This window comes from Paenibacillus sp. 2RAB27, assembly GCF_052115445.1.
In the GTDB taxonomy this organism is placed as follows: Bacteria; Bacillota; Bacilli; order Paenibacillales; family NBRC-103111; genus Paenibacillus_E.
Window position 1 is genome coordinate 335,698 of the sequence record NZ_JBFRGR010000003.1, and the last position, 21,656, is coordinate 357,353.

18 protein-coding genes are annotated in these 21,656 nt (G+C 44.6%); all 18 read left to right on the forward strand.

All coding sequences use genetic code 11. From position 1 onward, the window contains the following. The first annotated feature begins 95 nt into the window (after positions 1 to 95). On the forward strand, positions 96 to 569 hold the full coding sequence (locus AB4114_RS06615) for a hypothetical protein (protein ID WP_441987712.1): 474 nt from the start codon (positions 96 to 98) through the stop codon (positions 567 to 569). A 317-nt stretch (positions 570 to 886) separates the two neighbouring features. After that, entirely contained in the window at positions 887 to 1,834 is a 948-nt protein-coding gene (locus AB4114_RS06620; RefSeq protein ID WP_441987713.1) for an alpha-L-fucosidase, read from the forward strand. An 80-nt stretch (positions 1,835 to 1,914) separates the two neighbouring features. Further along, positions 1,915 to 2,949 carry a glycoside hydrolase family protein gene (locus tag AB4114_RS06625; protein WP_441987714.1) on the forward strand — a complete coding sequence of 345 codons (1,035 nt, stop codon included), beginning with the start codon at positions 1,915 to 1,917 and terminating at the stop codon, positions 2,947 to 2,949. A gap of 220 nt (positions 2,950 to 3,169) precedes the next feature. Continuing rightward, entirely contained in the window at positions 3,170 to 4,105 is a 936-nt protein-coding gene (locus tag AB4114_RS06630) for a carbohydrate ABC transporter permease (protein WP_441987844.1), read from the forward strand. 15 nt (positions 4,106 to 4,120) lie between these two features. Beyond that, a complete protein-coding gene (locus AB4114_RS06635; protein WP_441987715.1) occupies positions 4,121 to 4,951 on the forward strand; it encodes a carbohydrate ABC transporter permease in 831 nt (276 codons plus the stop codon). Positions 4,952 to 5,066: 115 nt separating this feature from the next. Then, the gene (locus tag AB4114_RS06640; protein WP_441987716.1) at positions 5,067 to 6,416 is read left to right on the forward strand and encodes an ABC transporter substrate-binding protein; all 1,350 of its coding nucleotides are present in this window, start codon (positions 5,067 to 5,069) and stop codon (positions 6,414 to 6,416) included. A 200-nt stretch (positions 6,417 to 6,616) separates the two neighbouring features. Then, positions 6,617 to 8,251: a sensor histidine kinase gene (locus AB4114_RS06645; RefSeq protein WP_441987717.1), complete on the forward strand. Its 1,635-nt coding sequence runs from the start codon at positions 6,617 to 6,619 to the stop codon at positions 8,249 to 8,251. Positions 8,252 to 8,258: 7 nt separating this feature from the next. Continuing rightward, positions 8,259 to 9,854 (forward strand): response regulator transcription factor, encoded by a 1,596-nt coding sequence (locus AB4114_RS06650; RefSeq protein WP_441987718.1) that lies wholly within the window; start codon positions 8,259 to 8,261, stop codon positions 9,852 to 9,854. Between the two features lie 854 nt (positions 9,855 to 10,708). Next, positions 10,709 to 11,596: a hypothetical protein gene (locus tag AB4114_RS06655; protein WP_441987719.1), complete on the forward strand. Its 888-nt coding sequence runs from the start codon at positions 10,709 to 10,711 to the stop codon at positions 11,594 to 11,596. 240 nt (positions 11,597 to 11,836) lie between these two features. After that, complete coding sequence (locus AB4114_RS06660; protein ID WP_441987720.1) at positions 11,837 to 12,085, forward strand: S-layer homology domain-containing protein; 249 nt, start codon at positions 11,837 to 11,839, stop codon at positions 12,083 to 12,085. Positions 12,086 to 12,116: 31 nt separating this feature from the next. Further along, the gene (locus AB4114_RS06665; RefSeq protein ID WP_441987721.1) at positions 12,117 to 13,196 is read left to right on the forward strand and encodes a glycoside hydrolase family 88/105 protein; all 1,080 of its coding nucleotides are present in this window, start codon (positions 12,117 to 12,119) and stop codon (positions 13,194 to 13,196) included. A 22-nt stretch (positions 13,197 to 13,218) separates the two neighbouring features. Beyond that, complete coding sequence (locus tag AB4114_RS06670; protein WP_441987722.1) at positions 13,219 to 13,980, forward strand: hypothetical protein; 762 nt, start codon at positions 13,219 to 13,221, stop codon at positions 13,978 to 13,980. Between the two features lie 32 nt (positions 13,981 to 14,012). Next, the gene (locus AB4114_RS06675) at positions 14,013 to 14,999 is read left to right on the forward strand and encodes a hypothetical protein (RefSeq protein WP_441987723.1); all 987 of its coding nucleotides are present in this window, start codon (positions 14,013 to 14,015) and stop codon (positions 14,997 to 14,999) included. A 204-nt stretch (positions 15,000 to 15,203) separates the two neighbouring features. After that, positions 15,204 to 16,154 carry an ABC transporter permease gene (locus AB4114_RS06680; RefSeq protein ID WP_441987724.1) on the forward strand — a complete coding sequence of 317 codons (951 nt, stop codon included), beginning with the start codon at positions 15,204 to 15,206 and terminating at the stop codon, positions 16,152 to 16,154. Positions 16,155 to 16,172: 18 nt separating this feature from the next. Next, positions 16,173 to 17,048, forward strand: a complete 876-nt coding sequence (locus AB4114_RS06685) for a carbohydrate ABC transporter permease (protein WP_441987725.1) — start codon at positions 16,173 to 16,175, stop codon at positions 17,046 to 17,048. Positions 17,049 to 17,130: 82 nt separating this feature from the next. Further along, positions 17,131 to 18,774: an extracellular solute-binding protein gene (locus AB4114_RS06690; RefSeq protein ID WP_441987726.1), complete on the forward strand. Its 1,644-nt coding sequence runs from the start codon at positions 17,131 to 17,133 to the stop codon at positions 18,772 to 18,774. Positions 18,775 to 18,899: 125 nt separating this feature from the next. Continuing rightward, positions 18,900 to 20,735, forward strand: a complete 1,836-nt coding sequence (locus AB4114_RS06695) for a cache domain-containing sensor histidine kinase (RefSeq protein WP_441987727.1) — start codon at positions 18,900 to 18,902, stop codon at positions 20,733 to 20,735. An 18-nt stretch (positions 20,736 to 20,753) separates the two neighbouring features. Next, positions 20,754 to 21,560: a response regulator transcription factor gene (locus AB4114_RS06700; RefSeq protein WP_441987728.1), complete on the forward strand. Its 807-nt coding sequence runs from the start codon at positions 20,754 to 20,756 to the stop codon at positions 21,558 to 21,560. The last annotated feature ends 96 nt before the right edge of the window (positions 21,561 to 21,656 follow it).

A 21,656-nucleotide genomic window follows, 5' to 3' on the forward strand; every position in this document is an offset into this window, starting at 1 on the left:
GMTGTATCCGACACTGCCGCCATGGACGATTGAGCATGTTGCAGCACCCTTTCGACCACAAAGGTGATTTCGCAAGGAAAGGAAAAGGTACGCTTATGACTAAAATGAGAAACTGGATTAAAGTAACGACGATCTTAGTGATTTCCTTATCAATTGTCATGCCTTCATTCTCAACAATGGATACGGCAGTCGGGCAATCGCTATTTTCATTGAATGCTGATTCTAGTAATTTGGGTCCAAAAATAGGTAAAGAGTCTATCTATGTTGACGGCATCCACACGGCGACAGGTAATTACGGGAGCCACGACTCGTCCATCTCCGTGACTATTACCTTGGTTGATGACGTCATCATAGGTATCCAAATCATTCCTCATGCGACGGATCGGATATGCCTCGACTTGGAACAACGCTTCGCCGACGTGATCCCGTCGGTAGTAGTCGGGAAGCATATCGACGAGATTGAAGTGGACCGACTTGCAGGATACAACCTTGTTACTGACGGACTTGAGTCAGCGATCGACCAGATTAAGGAGCAGAATCGGATAGGACCGACGATGCGTTGGAAATAGGAGGTTGCCTGTTCATATGGTCGGAAATTGAGAAAAGGGAATGTAGATGCTCCAGAACGAGATTTTTAAAAAATGAGTACTCAAAGCACTCTTTAATCATTGATCTATTCGAAGTAAATGTAAACAAAAGCTGAGCTCTGCTATCCAAGCAGACGCTCAGCTTTTCTTATGATTGCAACAAAAATTTACAAGTAGTTATGAAAGTGCACACTTAGGTGGAATTTAACCACACACTAAAAATGTCCTACTAATTATAATAAGTCTTAGTAATTATTGAATCCTCCGACTTACTGATAATTTGAAAGGAGAAACTGGACATGTCTAGTAAAGCAATATGGATGAAGGAAGCGAGACATTTCGGTGTAATGGTTCATTATTTAAGTAGCACACAACCCAGATCAGGCGAGCATGAACAAGACTTCAATTCAATGATCGATCGTTTTGACATGGAAAAGTTCATGAAACAGTTCAACCACACTGGTGCTGATTGGTTAATTTTCACCTTAGGTCAAAACACGGGTTATTATTGCTCTTATAATAGGTATCTAGAATCAATCGCTCCAGGATGCTGTTCAAGACGCGATCTCGCATTGGAGCTTGCAATCCGCGTGAAAGAGTCAAGTAATAAGTTTATTGCATATCTTCCATCAGAAGTTGATGCCAATATTGAAAAATTACGCGAAGCTTTTGGCTGGGATCTCCATCCCCCAGATAAAAGTGAATTTATGAAAAAGTACATGTTGTTTGTCAAGGAATATTCCAATAAATTTGGCCATCTAGCAGACGGCTGGTGGTTTGACGGCTGTTACAATGCCACAGAAAAATCATTCTTAAGAACTCGTGAATGGGATAATACCCGCTTTGATCAGGATTTATGGTTCGCTGCTGTAAGATCTGGGAATCCCCAAGCAGCCATTTCGATGTGTCCGGGTGCGAACTCAATGAAGTATGTGTTTGATATGGAGGATTTTCTAGCAGGAGAGGCAGACTTCGGAAAACTTCCTAATGAAGAGCTTCCGGCTGGCATGCAGCCGCATGCACTTTTCTGGCTCGACTGCGCTTGGGGACACTGGGATGCACCTGGCGAGATTGTTCCCCCTAAGGTTTCTTTGGAGGAGCTATTCGATTATATAGTGTCCTGCAAGCAGAAAGGTGTAGCAGTAACGATCAACATTGGCATTTACGAGGATGGTTCGATGGCTGAACAATCTGTTGAAATGCTGCACCAAGTCTCGAATTTATTGGATGAGTGGAAGGGGGCATAACATTTCCGTTTTAGGATTTAGGAATTATGGTTGACTCGAAAGATTGTTTTAAATTTAAAATTGGAAAGGACAAGATTACAATGATGCTTTCTCAACAAATGATGCCCGCACCAAGAAATGGCGGATTTAAAATGGAGGGATTCTGGGTTTGGTGCGGTTCCGTTATAAAAGGTGATGACAACCGATATCATATGTTCGCATCAAGATGGTCCAAGGATTTGCCGATGCATCCTGGCTGGCTTGTTGCTTCAGAGATTGTACGGGCGGTTTCGGATACCCCAGAAGGACCTTACCAATTTGAAGAAGTTATATTGCCTTCTAGAGGGGCAGAATATTGGGATGGAAGAAGCACCCATAATCCACAGATTCTTAAGCATAAGGATACTTACATTTTATACTACATGGGGTCAACCCACCCCTTTAAGGATGTAGATTCGGAAGAACAATTTGATATGAATGATCCAAGGTGTATCGTAGCACGATCCAATAAGAGAATAGGAATTGCTACTTCGAAGAGTTTAACAGGACCTTGGACTAGGTTAGACAGCCCCATTTTGCACCCTAGACCGGACAAGTTTGACAACTTTTTCACTTCCAATCCGGCACCCTGTATTCATGAAGACGGTTCCGTTCTGCTCGTGTATAAGTCGAGAACGTATAAATCAAAGCCGTATCCGACATTTTTACATAGTTTTGAAATGTCATTTGGTGTGGCTCGTGCCGATCACTATTTGGGTTCCTATACGGCATTATCAGGTGAATCCATTTTCCCTACTGAAACTTTTAATTTAGAGGATCCGTTTATTTATCAAGTGCCGGGCGGGTATGAAATGATCGCCAAGGATATGACCGGCAATATTTGCGGCGAGTACCATGGGGGGATTTTAGCACGATCCAGAGACGGCTTGAAATGGGAAGCTATTAAGGACCAGAAATCATATACGCGGATGATAAAGTGGGATGATGGAACGAAGCAAAAAATGGGAAGTCTAGAGAGGCCATTCATCTTATTTGAGGATAATAGACCGACACATATGTTTTTCGCGACAGCAGACGGTCCTGGGGAATTTACAAGTGCTTCAAATACGTGGAATATGGTTATCCCTTTAAAATAATAATTTTTATAGAAGCAGTCAGGTCATCCTGGCTGCTTTGTCATTATGTAGCACTTATCTAACACGCGAATGCGAGTATGCGATATGAGCCTAAAAGGTAAACATTGTGCACACTTGGGTAAAATCCATATCTCGTTGATTGTTATTTTTTTGATTATCATTACAGTATATCGATCGCGGAAACGTGAAACAACTAGAGAAGGAGTGAGTCGAAGTGGCAATGAATTTGGATATAAACAAGGTAGAAGTGCAGCCAAAGGTTCGTAAAAGATCCTATTGGACAAATCAGAGAAGAGAATCTGCTATAGGTTTAATGTTTGTTGCACCTGAATTTCTTGGCATAATACTATTAGGTGTTTTCCCGTTGCTATTCTCGTTATATTTGAGCTTTACGGAATGGAATTTGGTAGGTGGGGTAAAAGCCATTCATTTCATTGGATTGGATAATTTCAAAGCATTGTTAGCAGATAAGAAGTTATACCTCGCTCTAAAGAACAATGCGCTCTATACGCTTGTAACTGTTCCAATTGGCATGGCGCTTGGCTTGATTTTTGCGGTAATTATCAATTCGGCCGTATATCTCAAGGAGTATTTCAAAGTAGTTTTCTTCATTCCTTATATAGCAACCGGTGTTGCTGTAGCAACTGTGTTTACGGCGCTGTTCCACCCATCTAAAGGGCCAGTCAATCATTTGCTTATGAGCATAGGGATTACTGATCCGCCTAAGTGGTTAGGAAGCACAGATTTTGCCCTCTGGGCAATTATTATTGTAGCCGTATGGATTAATATCGGTTATAACATTGTGATTTACTTGGCAGGATTAACGAATATTCCAGAAGATTTGTACGAGTCTGCATCCATCGATGGGGCGAATTGGGTTCAGAGGTTTTTAAATATTACATTGCCCTTGCTCGGACCAACGACGTTTTTCCTTAGTATCACATCCATCGTCGCTTCCTTTAAAGTTTTCGATTTAATTGCTTTTTTGACAGATGGTGGTCCTAATAACTCCACAAACGTACTTGTGTATTATATCTACGAAGAGGGCTTTAGAAACTTTCGTATGGGTTATGCATCTGCATTGTCTTGGGTTCTATTTCTCATTATTTCCGTTGTGACTGCCATTACGTGGCGGATTCAAAAGAAACAATTTTAGAGAGTTGGTGAAACGATGGGTACAACCAAAATTACGAAGAGTGTCATTACTGTATTCATGGGACTCTTATCCTTATTATTTATATCGCCATTGCTATGGATGTTATCTGCTGCCTCGAAAATTGAAAAAGATGTGATGGTGTTCCCGATTCAGTGGATTCCTACGCAATGGAATTTTATCAACAATTTCAAAATTGTGTGGATGGGAACCGTTCCATTCGGTTTGAATTACTTTAACTCCTTTAAAATTGCGGCCATTTTGACATTACTCACATTGCTTTTCTCATCGATGGCTGGTTTTGCATTTGCAAAGCTCAATTTTCCTTTCAAAAATCAGATGTTCATCTTATTGTTATCCTTTTATCTTGTCCCAGCAGAGTCGACATTGGTTCCTCGATTCATTATGATTAAATGGCTGGGTCTCTACAATACACATGCTGCCTTAATTGTGATGGGGGCTTTCTCGATTGCCTTAACATTCTTAATGAGACAGTTCATGTTGAGTATTCACCATGAATATTTAGAAGCAGCCAAAATCGATGGGGCAGGTTTTTTTCGAATTTATTGGCAAATCGCACTGCCTATGGCTAAGCCGATCGTCGCAACTGTAGGAATCCTGAAATTTCTATGGACTTGGAATGACTATCAGAATCCGCTGATCTTCTTGCTGAACAAAAAATTATTTACAATTCCTCTGGGCATGGGAGCTTTCAAAGATGAATATGCCACCAGCTATGCAATCACTATGATGGCTTCAGTCTCAGCGATTATTCCGCTTGTCATTATCTTTATTCTTTTACAAAAACAAGTGATTAACGGAATTGCCGGCGGCKGGGTCAAAGGATAAGAGACAATAATAGTGCACAACCAAATCAAAATAGTGCACACAACGATAAGAAATAACCATATACAATAGGTTTATCAACACAGTCCAATTCAAATAATTCATAGGGGGAACAAAGATGAAAGCTTTAAAAATGATTTTAGTATCAGGGTTGGCAGTCTCCATGTTGGCAGGCTGTGGAAAACAGCAAACACCGAACGCGACGGTGACTCCAGCTGCAACGGCTGCAACCGCTGCCAATCCAGTGACGATTAATTATTACAACTGGGCTACTGGCCCATCCATTGAGCAGATCAATCAAATTATTGGTAACTTTGAGAAGAAGAACCCAAATATTCATGTAGCGAATGTACAATTAGTCAATAATGGTAACACACTGGATTTTTACAAGAAGCTTGATCTCATGGCTGCATCCGGAGAAAGCATCGACGTAACAGATTTTTCAAATGTTGACTTCGTAACTGAAAGAGCAGCTCGTGGTGTATTAGAGCCACTCGATGAATATCTGAAAAAAGACAATATCAATGCTGATAATACCTACTTCATGACACCGAAATACGATGGTAAGGTATTTGGACTGGAAAATAGCAGTCAGCTTTGGTTGGTTGCAATTAACAAAGATGCTCTTGACGCTGCAAAATTGCCTGTTCCAACATGGGGCTGGACTTGGGATGATTTCCGCGATTACGCGAAGAAGATGACGAAAGGCAGCGGTGATACCAAACAATACGGCGCTTTCTTCCATACTTGGGGAGAATATGCGAACATGACAGCCTATACCGAGCTGCCAAATCCATATTTGAAAAAGGATCAAACGCCGGTTTTCGGAGACGAGTCGTTCAAAAATTTCTTTAATCTTCGTCGTGCAATGGAGAAAGACGATCAATCCGTTAAGCTTTACTCGGACATTATTGGCGGCAAGCTGCGTTACGATTCCGAGTTCCTGGGCGGCAAGGCAGCAATGATTCCTACTGCAAACTTTGTCTTGAATCTGATTAAGGATACAACCAAATTCCCGCATACATTCAAAACCGTATTCGCGCCGATGCCTGTCTCCTCTAAAAATGTAGAGGTTGGAACTTCCAATCTCGGTGGAGGCTTTGTAAGCGTAGGGAAAAGCTCGAAGTATAAGAAAGAATCTTATGAATTTGCCAAATACTTGACACAGCAATTGGACCTTATCCGTGACTTGCCAGGTTTGAAAGATGTCGATAAAGATAAAGTTCTTAAAGCACTCGTCGGTGACAAAACGGATTTGATTGATGTTAACTCCCTTTCTGCAACGCTGTTCGACAAGCGCATTAAATCGGTTTACGACCCGTCCTACTCTACATCGTACTCCAGTCAGTTGAAACCGGTTCTGGAAAACGGATTAAGCACATTCTTGCTTGATAATCTAACACCGGAAGCTGCACAAAAGAAAATGATTGAAGATGCGAATAAAATTATTCAACAAAACAAAAAGTAGGTTAAAGGCGGCCAAAAGGCTGCCTTTCTCTGTTCTCAAGTATCCGAAAATGTATGCTATAGTGGATGTAAAGAATTTGAGACTGGAGTTAAGAGAGCATGAAATGGCTAATGAGATTTTCTTTTTACAGGAAAACCCAACTATCATTTTCGATATTCATTTTACTTCCACTCACGTTTGTTACTTTAGTGTCTTATACTTTGGTAAAGAACATGGTCATAGACAAAGTGCACGATACGAATCAGAGTGTCGTTAATGTCATTTCATCCGACTTGAACAAAAATGTGGAGGATATCATATACGCTTCGTATTTATTCAGTAACAAAGATAGTAGTTTTTACAATGATTTGTTTTCCTTCAAGGATGTCCAGAAACTGAGCACATCGCTAGACTACTTCACCAGTAAACGAATTTCCGAATATTTAGATATAGCTTTTTCGAAAACTTCAGGGCTAAATGCACAAGTGTTCTATGTTAACAAAAGTAATTTTGTCAGCTATGCTACCAATAACTCTTTGGACTACACGGATTTAACCCGGTGGCTGTCACAAGTAAACCCATCTGAATTGAACAATATACCCACGAGTCCTGTCCAATGGTTAAAAAGTAAACGGATCAAACAAGTATACACCAATGTGTCAGAATCATATTATTTTGCCGTGAAAGTAATTCGAAATGCTGACAATGGAGAATTGATCGGAACATTGTATGTAGGCATACCCGCTGAATACTTTGACCATTCGTTCGCCAGAAGCGGTTCAGGTCAATTTCAGCTTTATAACTCAGAGGGAGAACTGATTTATAGTTACCCCAAAGAGCACTCGTTATTGGAACGAATGTCTGAACTAGAAGTGCAGTCCACAATTCCTCGAGCAGGATGGAGGTTAGTGTACCAATTTTCTTCAAAGGAGATTACCGCGGAAATCTCCAAGGTGTTCAGTTTTTATGCCATTATTTTATCCTTGTGCATACTATTATTTTTAATTATTTCCTTTTTCATCGCAAAAACGCTGCATACGCCGTTGAACAAGCTTCGAAATACGGCGGAGCAATTCGGCGGCGGAAACAGGCTGGTCCGTTTTCAAGTAAGTGGAAAAGATGAAGTGTCTGTTCTCGGGGGTGCCTTTAACCATATGCTTGATCAAATCAATCTGCTTATTACGGAAGTTGAACAGGAGCAGGAGGAGAAGCGGATTATTGAACTTGACGCGCTGTTCTCGCAAATCCGGCCTCATTTTCTGCTTAATACGCTGAATTCGATCAAGTGCAACTTGGTGACGGAAGGGGACTCTGTCAATAGTAGGCAAATTGATGCTTTAATGAGCTTACTGCGAGCGTATATGCGCGTTAACGAGAGATGTACATTATTGCAAGAATGCAAGCTGCTAGGCGATTATATCGAAATCATGCAAATGCGCAATGATATAAGTGTACAGTTAGATATCCATATCGAAAAAGAACTTGAGGATATGGAAGTTCCGCGTCTATGGCTTCAGCCATTGGTCGAAAATTCTATCGTACACGGATTTGCTGACATTTCAGTTCAAGCAGCTATTTGGGTTAGCGCGGAAAAACAGAAAGGGCAATGTCGAATCGAAGTGAAAGACAATGGGACAGGCATGAACGAAACGGAAATGAATGAACTGCTGAGGAGGGTGCTGCAATCTGGTTTGGAACCTCAGGCGTCCAATCAACGGATCGGTTTGGCCAACGTATATAACAGACTTCGGCTGACATACGGCAAAGATGTTAAGATGGATATTCGATCAAATGAGCTTGGCGGCACTTCAGTTATTTTCATTTTCAAAAATATAGATAGCACAATGGAAAGGTGATCGGAAGATGATGAATGTGATGATTGTTGATGATGATGCCCCGATGATCAAATATTTGCTAAATCTAATCCCCTGGAATGAAATGGGCTTGAAAATCGTTGCGACCGCCAATTCCGGAGTTAAAGCACTACAGTTATTTGAAGACACCGGTCCTCATCTGGTTATTACCGATATCGGTATGCCGAAAATGGACGGAATCGAACTGTCTGAACAACTCAAAAAGCTTCAACCCCATGTGAGGATTATCTTTCTTACCTGTCACGAAGATTTCCATTATGCTCGGAAAGCTGTGAAATTAAATGCAGATGATTACTTAATAAAGGACGAATTAACCGCCGATACACTAAAGCAAAGCGTTGAAAAAGCTGTGAGACACCAAAGTTTAATGAAGGAAGGCACCGAAAGATTGTCTTATCAGGAGGAAGTAGCCAGAAACAAAGATTTGCTGAAACGATCGTTCTGGAAACAGATCATATCTGGGGATCACTCGGAAGTGACTTTGACTACCGGAAGGAGACTTGGGATTGAGTGGAAAGATCCGTTCTTTATGCTTGGGCTAATCCATATTGATTATTCTACTCTAATCAAGTGCTATGAAATAAAGGATAAGCAGCTTATCTATTACGGGTTATATAACATTGCCCAAGAATTAGCCTTAAGCATGGATGGCATTTCAGTTTTTGCTGAAGAGGGGCTGGAGTTACATTGCATAATGAATTATCGTCATAATTTGGCTGTCAATCCTGCTGAGTCATTTCGTAGATTTGCATTAGATCTGCAGAGTAAGGCTGAAACGTATCTTAGGCTTGATACCTGTATCGTGTTTAGCAATGAGTTTCAGGGTTTAACGGGAATTGGCAAGACTTATGAGGAACTGAATCAGTACAATTTAGGACTTTATTATGAAAGAGCCTCGCTCCTTAAGATGCCATCCAAATTTACTGGCTTAACGTTTAATGGTTTCGAGACCAAAGAGGAGAATTTTAAAGAAAAGCTGCTTCATGCTTATCGTGAAGAAGATATAGTCGCCGTTTCAGATGTTTTGGATAGTGCGGCAGAGCGAGCGGCAGTTGAAAAGTCATCGTCTATTTCATTCATCTCACAAATATCTCAGTGGGTACGACTATTAGAGAATGAGTCAGGTTATGACAAGGATCTCTCCTCATTTCACTCAGACTTAGAAAAAACGGTACGTTTGCAAGAGACATTGCAAAGTGTAAAAGAACGGGTTCGTACTATCATGCACGAAGTTGAGTCAGAAGAAACACAAGGGATTGATAAACACAAGCAGCAAATGATTGATCGTTATATACTGGAGCATCTGTCTGAAAATATTTCCTTGGTCGCAATCGCCAATCATTTGTATTTGAATCCGAGTTATTTTTCAAGGTTCTTCAAAAAAATGACGGGACTCAACTTCACTGATTATGTACATCATTCTAAGATGAAAATTGCACTTCAAATGTTAAAAAACAGAGAGCTGACGATCGAAATGATCGCTGCCAAGCTTGGTTATTCCGATCGCACGTATTTTTCGAAGGTTTTTAAGAAATATAATGGAATAAGCCCGGTTGACTATAAGGGGAAGCATGGAAGGCTTTGATCCGATCGTACAGATTCGAAAAAAAATGCACCGACGCATGAAATAGGGAAATGGAAGTTGCTAGACCATCCCTATTAACCAAATGCGAGGTGCATTTTCTTTTGTTGCAAATCTTCTCTTTTATATGACTTTTGCTAAAGCAGAAAGGGTTGAGATTGCACATACAGGTAAAATATTCACACATTCATAAAGCAGTTTTTTTTGTATTCTATGATTATGCGGAGGTGAATGTTGGAAAGCGTTTTACTACAGTGAATGAAACTACCTGAATATAGCCAAAATTACCGGCAATGGACTTCTTGCAATGCATACAGGTGTGCCACGGTGACAGCAAAAATTCAGGTTATTTGACTCCAAAATACCACTTCAAAAATTAATTTGTAAAAAATCTATTTTATTAGAATAGCCAGCAAACCCTTGCGTTTGCTGGCTTCTTGCACTTCAAAACTTATTTGTCACCCAACAACCACCTGTTGGGTGACAAGTAAGTTTTGAAGTAGACAATAAATCGTTAATTCGTAACCTTATTCAGATTATATTTACGACTTTTCCCGGGGGAAATCGTTCCTTTCTCCGGTTTTTCCGCCTGCTTACTTCCTCTATAATCTTATTCATGTAAGCACTTTCTTTAACAGGTGCACCGGAGAGAATAGGAGGAGAACCGTTAGATCCACTGAAACGAAAGAGACCAACTGACGAGGAAATTCAAAAGGATATGGAAGTATGAGCTGTTATATATTTTGTTTTTTCCTGCGTTAGCATAGGTGATTGATTATATTTGATTTTCTCCCGCCAACTACGGTTCGACAGTAGAGCTGGAGTTCTTGTTACACATTCAGGAGGTGAATTAGCGCATGAAAAGAAATTTGATTCGGACTTTGTGTTTGCTTCTTGCCGTTCTTCTCTTGCCATGGTATTCGTTACGCGCTGAGGCGACGGTGGCGAATCCGCTATTTACGGACAGTTTCGCTGGGGGATTAGGCAATTGGGATTTATTTGGAAGTACAGCATGGACGATTGAAGGAAGTGGAGAAGCTGCACAACTTAAAGGGGCAACATCGGCAACATCTCCGCAGCGGGCGGTGGTCAAGTCTGCCAAGCTTCCATATAGTTCTACCGATTACATCGTCGGATTTTCGGCAAAGGGAGATCGGTTCCGTGTTATATTCCGGTATTCGTCCAGCACGAATTATTATTTTTTGGAATTTAAAAATACGAAATCTGTTGAGCTGTGGAAATACCCCAACTCATCAACTAACGTTCAGGTAGGCGCGTCTGTAGATATCGGTTCGCATATCTCTGGATTCAATTTGACAGATTGGCATCAGTATCAAATTGAGGTTAAAGGAAGCAACTTTAAGCTTTCCATAGACGGAGTTGCGGTGACAACTTTCACGGATACATCGCTCACCGCAGGCGGAGTCGGCCTTTCTGTAAAAAGTATGGGTCCGGCTGTCAGCTTAAATGTTGAGCAATTGACGGTTTCGCCTGTCGTCGTCGAGCCTGCATTTACGATCGAGCACACGCCTCTGTCAGAAATTCCGTATAATACCGATTTACCGGTTTCTTTTACACTAACGGGTTCGAGCACACCTGTATCCGCAGTTATCCATTATGGTTACGGAGACGAAGCCCTTGATCAGGACATTCAAGCGACAGGCAGCGGAAATGGCCCGTATACGGGGACGATTGCAAGCACGAACCAGTCCAGCCACATTCGCTATTACTTGACTGCTGGATGATGAAGGAAAAACCGTGAATGCAGCGCCTGCCAATTGGAAAGTGGGCGGTAATACCAGAGTCATACAGTTACCCGACGGCAACAAGGTATTCAACCTGAATGGTTCGGGCAGCGCCAAGCTGAACTTGCCGATGTATCAAAATGCAGACAATTTCGTTGTCAAGTCGGGCCTGATACAAAGTGTATCAGGCGGTAGTTTTGCTACGACAGCCTCATTACCCGCGAGGAAATGGCTGATCTGATGGTTAGAGCCTATTCATACCAGTATGGCGCCATGAGTTTACAAAATGACTTGCTGGTTGGATTTGTAGATGGCGATCATGCTGCAGATTGGGCGAGAAACGGTATTAATCAAGCGATTGAGCTAGGTTTGATGACAGGACAGGCGGATCGCCAATTTGGTCCCCGTATCCAAGCGAATCGGGCTGAAACGGCACAAGTAATATACAACTACCTGTATAGCCCAACTGTGAAACGAATAAAAAAATGAGATCATGCTGCGTTTTCAACAGGAGGATTAAATGGAAAAGATCAATTCGGAAAAATATGCCCACAAGGTATACTCGTTCATGATGCATAGTCAACAGAAGGAATGGGGCAATCACGCGTGGGCCGACTGGGCAATGAATATCAACAAGTGGGATTGGAACCCTGGAGTAGGTATTGTCGCTTTATTAGAATATGGAAAAGACACAAGGAAACATGAAATCTTTGGAGAGATTGAAGCCTGGGTGGGTAAAAATAGTGAACAAGCGGATAAAGTGAAGGTTATTAATGCTATGGCGCCTTATGCTGTCTTTCCGCATCTGTATGAAGTGACGAGAAACGCGCAATATGCAGAGAAGGCAGGAGAAATCGCGTCGTGGATGATCGAGCAGGCCCCTCGCACGAGGGAAGGCGCCTTTGAACATACGGTGACTGAGAATGCGACGTTTCGCGAACAGATTTGGGCGGATACCATCTTCATGGCAGTCTTGTTTCTGGCTCGCGCTGCACGGTTGAAATCGGACCGGCGAATAGCGAAGGAGGCATTGTTGCAGGTGTTATTGCATCTTCGCGCCTTGCAGGATGAAACGACGGGACTGCTCTTCCATGGCTGGAATTGTGAAACGAGCGATTGGATGTCCGCTTCCCAGTGGAATCGTGCGAATGCTTGGATTGCCATGGGAGTACCCATGATTCTGGAGGAGATCGCGGACGACTTTGTTGATAATGAATTGCTAGGAGAAATTAAAGACAGGTATCACAAACTCGTTGAGGCGCTTGTAAAGCGGCAAAATGACAGCGGATTATGGCCTACGGTACTGGATCGACCGGATTTTTATGAAGAAACGTCGGGCTCAGCTGGTATTGCCTGCGGGTTGTACAAGGCAGTTCGCATGGGACTGGTTCCTTCCTCTATGCAAAGTAGCGCAGATCAGGCTTTAACAGCCGTGATATCCCAAATTTCTGATAGCGGAGCCGTTAAAGGTGTATCCGGGGGTACTCCTGTGCTCGCGAGTGTTGAAGCATACAACGAAGTTCCTATTTTTCCTACCTTGTACGGGCAGGGCATGACCTTACTGCTTCTTTCAGAGGTGCTAGGTCATCAACAACGATAAACAAATAACCTGGGGGTACGCAATGCTACAATCCGCAAAACAATCCAAACATCGTTATCAGGTGACAGGCGGCGGCGACAAGTTTCAAGCTCTCTTAACCGTCGAGGTTCCTGAAGAAGGAATCGAACTCGTGCATATCTCTGTTACGGCGGAACAGCCTGAAACACCGTCTGTATTACGGCTGACTTGGGAGCAACCGATCATGGATATTCAGGGCGCATGGCATCCAAATGGGAATCGGAACCGCGGGCTGATGCCTGATTTTGTAAAAGGTGGCTATCCAAGTAAATCGACCAGTTCGGCGCCGGTCGTCTGTCTGTTTAACGGTGCAAGCCGAAATCGAATGACGTTCGCTTTGTCGGATACGCTTAATCCCGTTGTATGCAAAGCGKGGGTTCACGAAGAGACCGCAGTGTTCCATTGCTCCGTTACCTTGTTTGAAGAACCTACATCTCCGTTTGAAAGTTACGAAGCGACGCTGCGGGTGGATGTGCGTAATTTGGCTTATTACGATAGTTTACATGAAGTACAGACGTGGTGGAGCGGACTGACGGGGTTAACCTCGTCGCCGGTTCCTGCTTCCGCACGCGAGCCAATGTATTCAACGTGGTACAGCCTCCATCAATCCATCAATCCAGAGGCGATCGAGGAGCAGTGCCGTTTGGCGAAAGAACTCGGATGCGAGACGATCATCGTTGACGACGGCAGCAAACCTCCGATATTGCCCGCGGTTACGCCTTTTGCGGCGACTGGGAAGTATGTGCGGATAAAATACAGGATATGAGAGCCCATGTCGGGAGAGTTCACAGCCTCGGCATGAAATACATGCTGTGGTATTCCGTTCCCTATGTCGGACGCCATAGCAAGGCTTGGCATCGGTTCCGCGACAAGATGCTCTATACAATTGAATCGCGGGGCTACGGGGTTGTCGATCCACGCTATCCCGAAGTCAGGGAATATTTGATCAGTCTTTATGAAACGGCCATACAGGAGTGGAATTTGGACGGTTTCAAGTTGGATTTTGTTGATAGCTTCTACCTTCCCGAGGAGAAGAAGCATGACGTAGGCAGAGGCCGCGATTATGTTTCAGTACCCGAAGCGGTTGACCGTCTCATGTCCGACATCATGGATCGGCTCCGTAGAATTAATCAAAACGTGATGATTGAATTCCGACAAAGCTATGTAGGGCCTTACATGCGCAAATACGGAAACATGTTCCGTGCGGCAGATTGTCCGAACGATTCCATCGAAAACCGGGTGCGGACCATCGATATCCGATTGCTGTGCGGCGATACGGCTGCCCACTCCGATATGTTGATGTGGCACCCGGAGGAACCGGTGGAGAGCGCAGCGCAGCAACTGATCAACGTTCTGTTTGCGGTGCCGCAGCTCTCTGTGCTCCTTGAACGTCTGCCGGCCGAACACGTCAAAATGACCGCCTTTTGGCTCGCCTTCTGGAACGATCATCGAAGCGTTCTGTTGGATGGACGCCTTGAACCCCACAATCCGGAACTGATGTATCCGCTCGTCTTGGCGAGCAATACGGCTAAGTTGATTGCGGCTGTCTATCACCGAACGGTCGTAACGCTGGATCGTGATTTGCCGGAGACGATTATTCTTGTCAACGGTACGCGGAGCGACGGTGTCATTATGGAGCTGGACAGAGATGGCGGAAGCCGGACAATAGAGATTAAGGATTGCATGGGGAATGTTGTGGAACAATCCGTGTTTCATATGCAGGCAGGCGTCCATTCTCTTCCTGTTCCGCCAGCGGGTATCGCAACTCTAACCGGAGGGATTTGATGGGGGCAAACCCGAATGAAACGATCTCTTGTTTTAAAAGCTTACCCGGGTTCCTCGTCCAGTCTTGTGGGCAAATCGAATGCGACTTTTCCCCGGTACTATTGTCCTTCACTCCGGTTTTCCGATCATCTTATTTCAGGTAAGCTAACTATTGTAAGCACTTTCTTATTAAGTGCGGTTAGAGAGAGATAGGAGGAGAGTAAGATGGAGTTGGTGACCGCTAGGATCGCCGAGACTAGAAAGACGATGCTTAGGAAGCGGCTAAAGTGGATTTTGAAATACAAATTGTTATATATCTTGCTGCTTCCCGCTTTTGTATGGGTTTTCATTTTTGATTATCTCCCTCTTTACGGGATCAGCATTGCGTTTATGGATTATAACGTTATTCAAGGATTCTCAGGCAGCGAGTGGGTCGGGCTGAAATATTTCCGATTGCTTTTCGAATCCGAGATGTTCCGCAATGCTTTCAAGAACACGCTGCTTATCAGTCTGTACAAAATGATCAGCGGCTTCCTTTGTCCCATCCTGTTAGCGCTTGCACTGAACGAAATCCAGGCTGCCTGGTTCAAGAAGACGCTTCAAACCGCGGTCTATCTGCCGAGGTTCGTGTCCTGGGTCGTATACGGAGGGATCATCACGCTGCTGCTCTCGCCGGAAACAGGCGTCATCAACAAGATCATCGAGTTTTTCGGCGGAAAATCGGTTTATCTGCTTGTTGAACCCGCTTACTTCCGAACGATCCTCGTCGTCACCGACGCGATGAAGGAAATGGGCTGGGCCGCTATCATCTATATAGCAGCCATCGCCGGGCTCAACCCGGAGGTTTACGAAGCAGCCACGATGGACGGAGCTACGCGGTTTAGTCGGATCTTTCACATCACCTTGCCAGGAATTACGGGGTCTATCATTGTTATCTTCATCCTGAGAGTTGGATACATCATGAGCGCAGGGCTAGATCAGGTCATCAACTTGTACAATCCGATGGTATTTGAGATGGGGGACATCCTGGATACCTACATTTACCGGATAGGCATCGAACAGTTCAACCTCAGCCTTGCTGCAGCTGCTGACTTCATCAAGGGTGTCATCGGGCTAGCGATGGTGCTGCTTGCCAACCAAATCGCCAAGCGGATCAATGATTCCGGTATTTTCTGACATGGGGGAAACGTATCTATGAAACTCACGAGAGGCGAGACCGCCTTTGTCACCACCAACTATATCGTTCTCACTGTATTAACAATATTGATTGTCATTCCATTTTGGTACGTCATTTCCGTATCAGTTACGCCTTATCATATTTTCAGCGAGAAGAATGGGATGATTCTATTTCCGACCTCTTTCAGTTTTCAATACTATGAATATCTGCTGAAGAAAGGCTCCCTGATTTATACCTCATACGGAAACACGATCCGCAACACGGTGGGGGGCGTCATGCTTGCTTTGTTTCTTACCGTCACGGCGGCTTACGCATTAGCGGAGAAGAAATTGCCCGGCAGGCGGGTCATCATGCTTTACTTTGTCTTTACGATGCTGTTCAAAGGCGGGATGATCCCCACCTACATCACCATCAAGCAGTTGGGTCTGCTGGACACCAACTACGTTCTCATCTTGGTGATGGCCTACAGCGCTTTCAACATGATTATTATGAAATCATTCTTTGAAGGCATTCCAGAGAGCTTGAGGGAATCAGCCTCTATGGACGGAGCTTCCGAGTTCAGAATCTTGTGGCAGATTGTACTTCCTCTGTCCATGCCAGTTATAGCAACCATCGGTCTCCTCTACTTGGTTGTATATTGGAACGATTTCTTTAATGCTATGCTGTATGTGACCGACTGGCACAAAGCACCCGTACAGCTGGTTCTCCGAACCATTATCGCTAGCTCCAGCCTTCCGCCGGAGCTGTTAGAAGCAGCTGGTTCGTCACCGCCGCCTGCGATAGGCATCCAAATGGCCGCTATCGTGATCGTAGCCATGCCTATGCTGATCATCTACCCGTTCATCCAAAAATATTTTGAACAGGGTATGCTGGTAGGTTCAGTAAAAGGTTAAGTAACTCAGTCCTTTCCAAACGGTTTATCCCCATTAGGGTAAATATAGAAGTTAGAAGTTATACCAAGGAGGTCTATTATTCATGTCAAATCAAACGAAGAAATGGTCTTTTGGCGTTCTCGCTGCCGTACTGGCCGGAACCGTAACTGTTGCGGGATGCAGTAAAGATAACGGAGCAGGCAGTGTGTCACCTTCACCGGCAGGAGGTTCGGCGTCAGCATCGGTTTCGCCTAAAACAGAAGTGCCATATGAGCTCAAATGGTTAAAAGCGCAAGATATTTCCAAACCCTACGATCCTTCGAAAGATGTCGTCAAGCAAGCTATCGAGAAAAAACTCAACATCAAAATCGTTCCCGAATTGGTGGATGTCCAACAGTATAAAACTAAACTCAATCTGAAGATGGCAAGCGGTGATATTCCCGATGTGGTGAGAATTGATTTTGCCGATGACTTCCAGAAATATGCCCCTCAAGGAGCTTTTGTCGATCTTACCAATCTCATCAATGAGAAGGATACGCCTAATATCTTAAAAGAAGTGCCGAAGGAAATTTTTGAGCAGGCGAAGGTAAACGGCAAAATCTTCGGGATTCCTTATCAAGGGGGACCTGGTGCTGGGTACCGTTGGAATCTAGTCATGCGTAAGGATTACCTCGATGGAATGGGTGCCAAGGTGCCGAAAACGCTCGATGAATATTACAACCTGCTGAAAAAGGTCAAGACGGAGAAACCGGATGTCATTCCACTGGGAGGGTATACGGCTCAGATCGGCCAGCAGAAATTTGCTAACAATTCCTTTGACAATATATTCGGTGCATTTAGTGTGACACCCGGCTATTTCACCGAAAAGGACGGCAAATTCAGCAATTACGATATTGATCCCAAAATGAAAGATGCACTTCAGTTCCTGCAAAAGATGTACGCGGAAGGCCTGATCGACAAGGAGTTCGCGACCATTAAGGAAGAGCAGCTGAGGGCTAAGCTTTACAGTGGAAAATTGTTCTCATGGATGGGCTGGTGGTCGACGCCAAACGATTATGATACCCAAGTGGAAACGACTGAGCTCAAGAAAAGCGGAAAGCTGGCGGCAGATGGGAAGCTTCCGAACCAGGTCGATCTACCTTTTAAATATCTGACGTTAACTGACTCTCTCGTCGGTGCAGATGGCAAAGCGGTAGCTCCACAAGGTGCTCCTTTCAGCCAGGTGAATGCGATCAGCGCCAAGACCAAAGATCCGAAGAAGGCTCTGGCTATTATCGAAAATTCCTTGTCTTTGGAAAATCAAATGCTAACCGTGTGGGGAATCGAAGGGGAAGACTACAAACTCGAGAATGGCAAGATGAAGGTGATGACCAACGACATCGTAGACCCGACGACAATGCTGGACAAAAACGGGAGTTTCCGCGGTGTGCAGAGCTATCTGTTTGCTCCGGGACTGCATGGCTGGCCGCGTTATCTGGATTCTCTACAGACCCGGAATGCTCAGGCGCTTGATGTCGCGATTAATAATAAGTTCCAGATTACGGACGCTTCCAACTATTTAGATTCACCGACGAAGATCGCTAAGCTGGTGGAACTGAACACGATGCGTGACTCTGTCTTTACGCAGATCATTATGGGTGCCGACATCAAGAAGTTCGACGAGTTTGTGGATAAATGGAAGTCACAAGGCGGTACACAAATCTTGAAAGAGCTAGAAGAGTCCTTCAAGAAGAAAACCGGCAAATAAAAGCTTCCTCTTGCAGGAGGATATCACCTGCTTGAAGAAACCTTAAGAGATTGGGGAGCCCCTCGGCCAGCGAATTACGGCTGAAGGGGCTTCTGCAATAATGCCAGCTAAAGAGGGGGATGAGGATGGCAGTATGTAAACGAAAGCGGAGCAGGAATTCGAGATTGCTTACAAGACTGAGTCTTCCGATTTTTGTGTTGATCGTCACCTTCATCGCTCTTTTTGCAACGGCGGCCAGTTACGTCCTTATTCGAGTGCAGAACGACCATACCCTCAAGATGGCGGAACAGTCGATGAAATTTGTTTACAGGAATATCGGATACCAATTCGATACAATGAATAACGTAGCGGCTTTTATTTTATCCAATCAATCGATTGAAAATTTGCTGGAAAGCTCTTATCAGGAACCATTCGAGGCGGTCGGCGATTTTTATTCACTCCAGACCAACTTGCAGAATCTGTCCTTGTTGTCTCTCCTGAACGATTTCGGCTCCCATAATGTGGCGCAGCAATCCTATGTTGTTTCCGTCGCGTTGGAACCGGGGAGCGGGCTTTACGAAATGGCACCAGATCATTTTTACCCGTCAACGGGAATATTTAAGAATGGGGATCTGAAGAGTGAGGAATGGTTTCGAAGCCTGAGTCGTGGGGAACGACAGACTGTGTGGTGGGGCCAAAGGACGGACCGATTAAATGCAGCTATGATCTATTCGGCGAGAAAAAAGACGAGTATCAAAGACGGCCGAAACATCGGTACGGTGATCGTTGCTGCGGATACTGGGAGCATCAAGGGTGCTTTCGACAATGCACCGCTGGAGAAAGGCTATCATTTGCTGCTGGATGAAAGCGATCGTGTTATCTTCAGCGAGCGATACGATTTCCTCGACAATGTGGGAGAGCTTCCCTATGTGCGTTCATTGACTGGCACCAAGGGATCAATCGTAACTAGAATCAACGGAGAAAACCACAGGGTGATGTTCGAGACACTGGAGAACGGTTGGAAGCTGCTGGCGGTAGTTCCTGAGAGCCATTTCAGCAGATACACCTTCGTTATATCAGCAATCGGAGCGGCCACCGCCGCAGCTGCCTTGCTGGTCGCGGGTTTCTGGCTCAGAAGAATCGTCATACGGGTCACCGTTCCCATTACCAGGCTGGTTACAGCTATCCAACGTCCGGAAGTCGTGGAATTTAAAGAACCGCTTCCTTATCAAAATACAGGGATCTATGAAGTGGATGAGCTGAACCAGAAGTTTGCATCCATGCTCGTCACCATTCATAGTCTGATCGAGAAATCCTTTGCCGAAGAGATAGAACGCCGAGTGATTCAGCTTGAGCTCTTACATGCACAAATTAATCCTCATTTTTTATATAACACGTTGGATTTAATCAATTGCCGAGCCATCATGGCGGGGGATCAAGAAACGAGCCAGATCGTCCGTTCCCTTGCCAATGTTTTTCGTTACGGCTTGAATCAGGGGCAGGCCTGGATCTCCTTGGAAGGGGAGGTTAAGCAGGTCGAAGCCTATCTCCATATTCAAAAGATGATGATGGATGATCTGCACGTGGATATACGAATACCTGACGATCTCGTGTCCATCAACATTGTGCACCTTACTTTGCAACCGTTGGCCGAAAATGCCATCATTCACGGGTTTGCCGACCGTCCGTCTGATTGCCGGATCACAATTTCAGCCCGACTGGAGGGGATAGCGCTTTTGCTGCGGGTCGAAGATAATGGACGAGGCTGCGAGGCAGATAAAATGAACCGCATGCTCCGGCAGCAGCCTGTGAACGATCCTGTCGGCAAATCGAACAGCGGTGGAACCGGCTACGGCACCATGAATGTTCATCGGAGAATTCAACTGCATTGCGGGGAGGCGTTTGGTTTGCGTTATGTTGAAGTAAGTGAGGGCACCTGTGTCGAAGTCGTTCTGCCCTGCAGTACGGAGCAGTCGGTATGAAGATCGGGGGAGTTGCTAATGTTTAAGCTGCTTATTGCGGAAGATGTGAAGACCATCCGTGAAACTTTGGTGCGTGCCATTCCATGGCAGGCTTTAGGCATCACCTTGTTGGGTGCTGTAGAGAATGGGGAAGAGGTGTTGGCGTGGCTCGACCGTGAGGAACCGGACCTGCTTTTAACTGATATTGGGATGCCCAAGATGAACGGTTTGGAGTTGATTGAGACCGTAAAAGCTCGTAATCCGGACATCCGCTACATCATTTTATCTGGATTGAGTGAGTTTGAGCATGCAAGGCAGGCGCTAAAGCTTCAAGTGTTGGACTATGTCCTGAAGCCTATCGATCCGGTTGAAATAGAAAGGGTTGTTTCGCGTGCGGTCGAAGTGCTTCACAAAGAACGGGAAGAGCGCCGGAAGTTGACCGTCGCAGAGCATGCCACCAAGGTAGAGCTTCCATATTTGTCGGATACGTTGCCTCAAGGGGAATGGTATGGAAGTTTGAAAAAGACGAAGCTGGTTGAACAGGCGATTCAGTATATGAAGGAAGAATTTACACGTAGGGAACTGACGCTAGCGGATGTGGCGGCCTCAGTCGGATTAAGTGAAAAATATTTGAATCTGCTGTTTAAAGAAATAACCAGTATGACGATCAATCATTGGATCATTCGTCTCCGTATGGAGGAAGCGGGCCGGCTGCTGAAGGATCCCGCGATAAAAATCTACGAGATATGTGACCGGATCGGGTATACAGACCAGGACCACTTCCGGGAGAACTTTAAGAAGCAGTTCGGTTTGACGCCGACTGAATATCGGAACAAGTTTTTGTAACTCCGCCTTCAAGGCGCAGGAATAGAATAAAGCACAGTAGAGAGGGGAATGAGCCGATCTGCTGTGCTTTTTCTATGTTATTTTAGTAGTAGATGA

Excerpts from the sequence above, each read along its gene's own strand:
- AB4114_RS06650 (WP_441987718.1), top strand. The coding sequence starts at position 8,259 with ATGATGAATGTGATGATTGTTGATGATGATGCCCCGATGATCAAATAT.
- AB4114_RS06660 (WP_441987720.1), top strand. The coding sequence starts at position 11,837 with ATGGTTAGAGCCTATTCATACCAGTATGGCGCCATGAGTTTACAAAAT.
- AB4114_RS06615 (WP_441987712.1), top strand. The coding sequence starts at position 96 with ATGACTAAAATGAGAAACTGGATTAAAGTAACGACGATCTTAGTGATT.
- AB4114_RS06640 (WP_441987716.1), top strand. The coding sequence starts at position 5,067 with ATGAAAGCTTTAAAAATGATTTTAGTATCAGGGTTGGCAGTCTCCATG.
- AB4114_RS06620 (WP_441987713.1), top strand. The coding sequence starts at position 887 with ATGTCTAGTAAAGCAATATGGATGAAGGAAGCGAGACATTTCGGTGTA.
- AB4114_RS06675 (WP_441987723.1), top strand. The coding sequence starts at position 14,013 with ATGAAATACATGCTGTGGTATTCCGTTCCCTATGTCGGACGCCATAGC.
- AB4114_RS06700 (WP_441987728.1), top strand. The coding sequence starts at position 20,754 with ATGTTTAAGCTGCTTATTGCGGAAGATGTGAAGACCATCCGTGAAACT.
- AB4114_RS06695 (WP_441987727.1), top strand. The coding sequence starts at position 18,900 with ATGGCAGTATGTAAACGAAAGCGGAGCAGGAATTCGAGATTGCTTACA.
- AB4114_RS06630 (WP_441987844.1), top strand. The coding sequence starts at position 3,170 with ATGAATTTGGATATAAACAAGGTAGAAGTGCAGCCAAAGGTTCGTAAA.
- AB4114_RS06665 (WP_441987721.1), top strand. The coding sequence starts at position 12,117 with ATGGAAAAGATCAATTCGGAAAAATATGCCCACAAGGTATACTCGTTC.
- AB4114_RS06690 (WP_441987726.1), top strand. The coding sequence starts at position 17,131 with ATGTCAAATCAAACGAAGAAATGGTCTTTTGGCGTTCTCGCTGCCGTA.
- AB4114_RS06625 (WP_441987714.1), top strand. The coding sequence starts at position 1,915 with ATGATGCTTTCTCAACAAATGATGCCCGCACCAAGAAATGGCGGATTT.
- AB4114_RS06655 (WP_441987719.1), top strand. The coding sequence starts at position 10,709 with ATGAAAAGAAATTTGATTCGGACTTTGTGTTTGCTTCTTGCCGTTCTT.
- AB4114_RS06680 (WP_441987724.1), top strand. The coding sequence starts at position 15,204 with ATGGAGTTGGTGACCGCTAGGATCGCCGAGACTAGAAAGACGATGCTT.
- AB4114_RS06685 (WP_441987725.1), top strand. The coding sequence starts at position 16,173 with ATGAAACTCACGAGAGGCGAGACCGCCTTTGTCACCACCAACTATATC.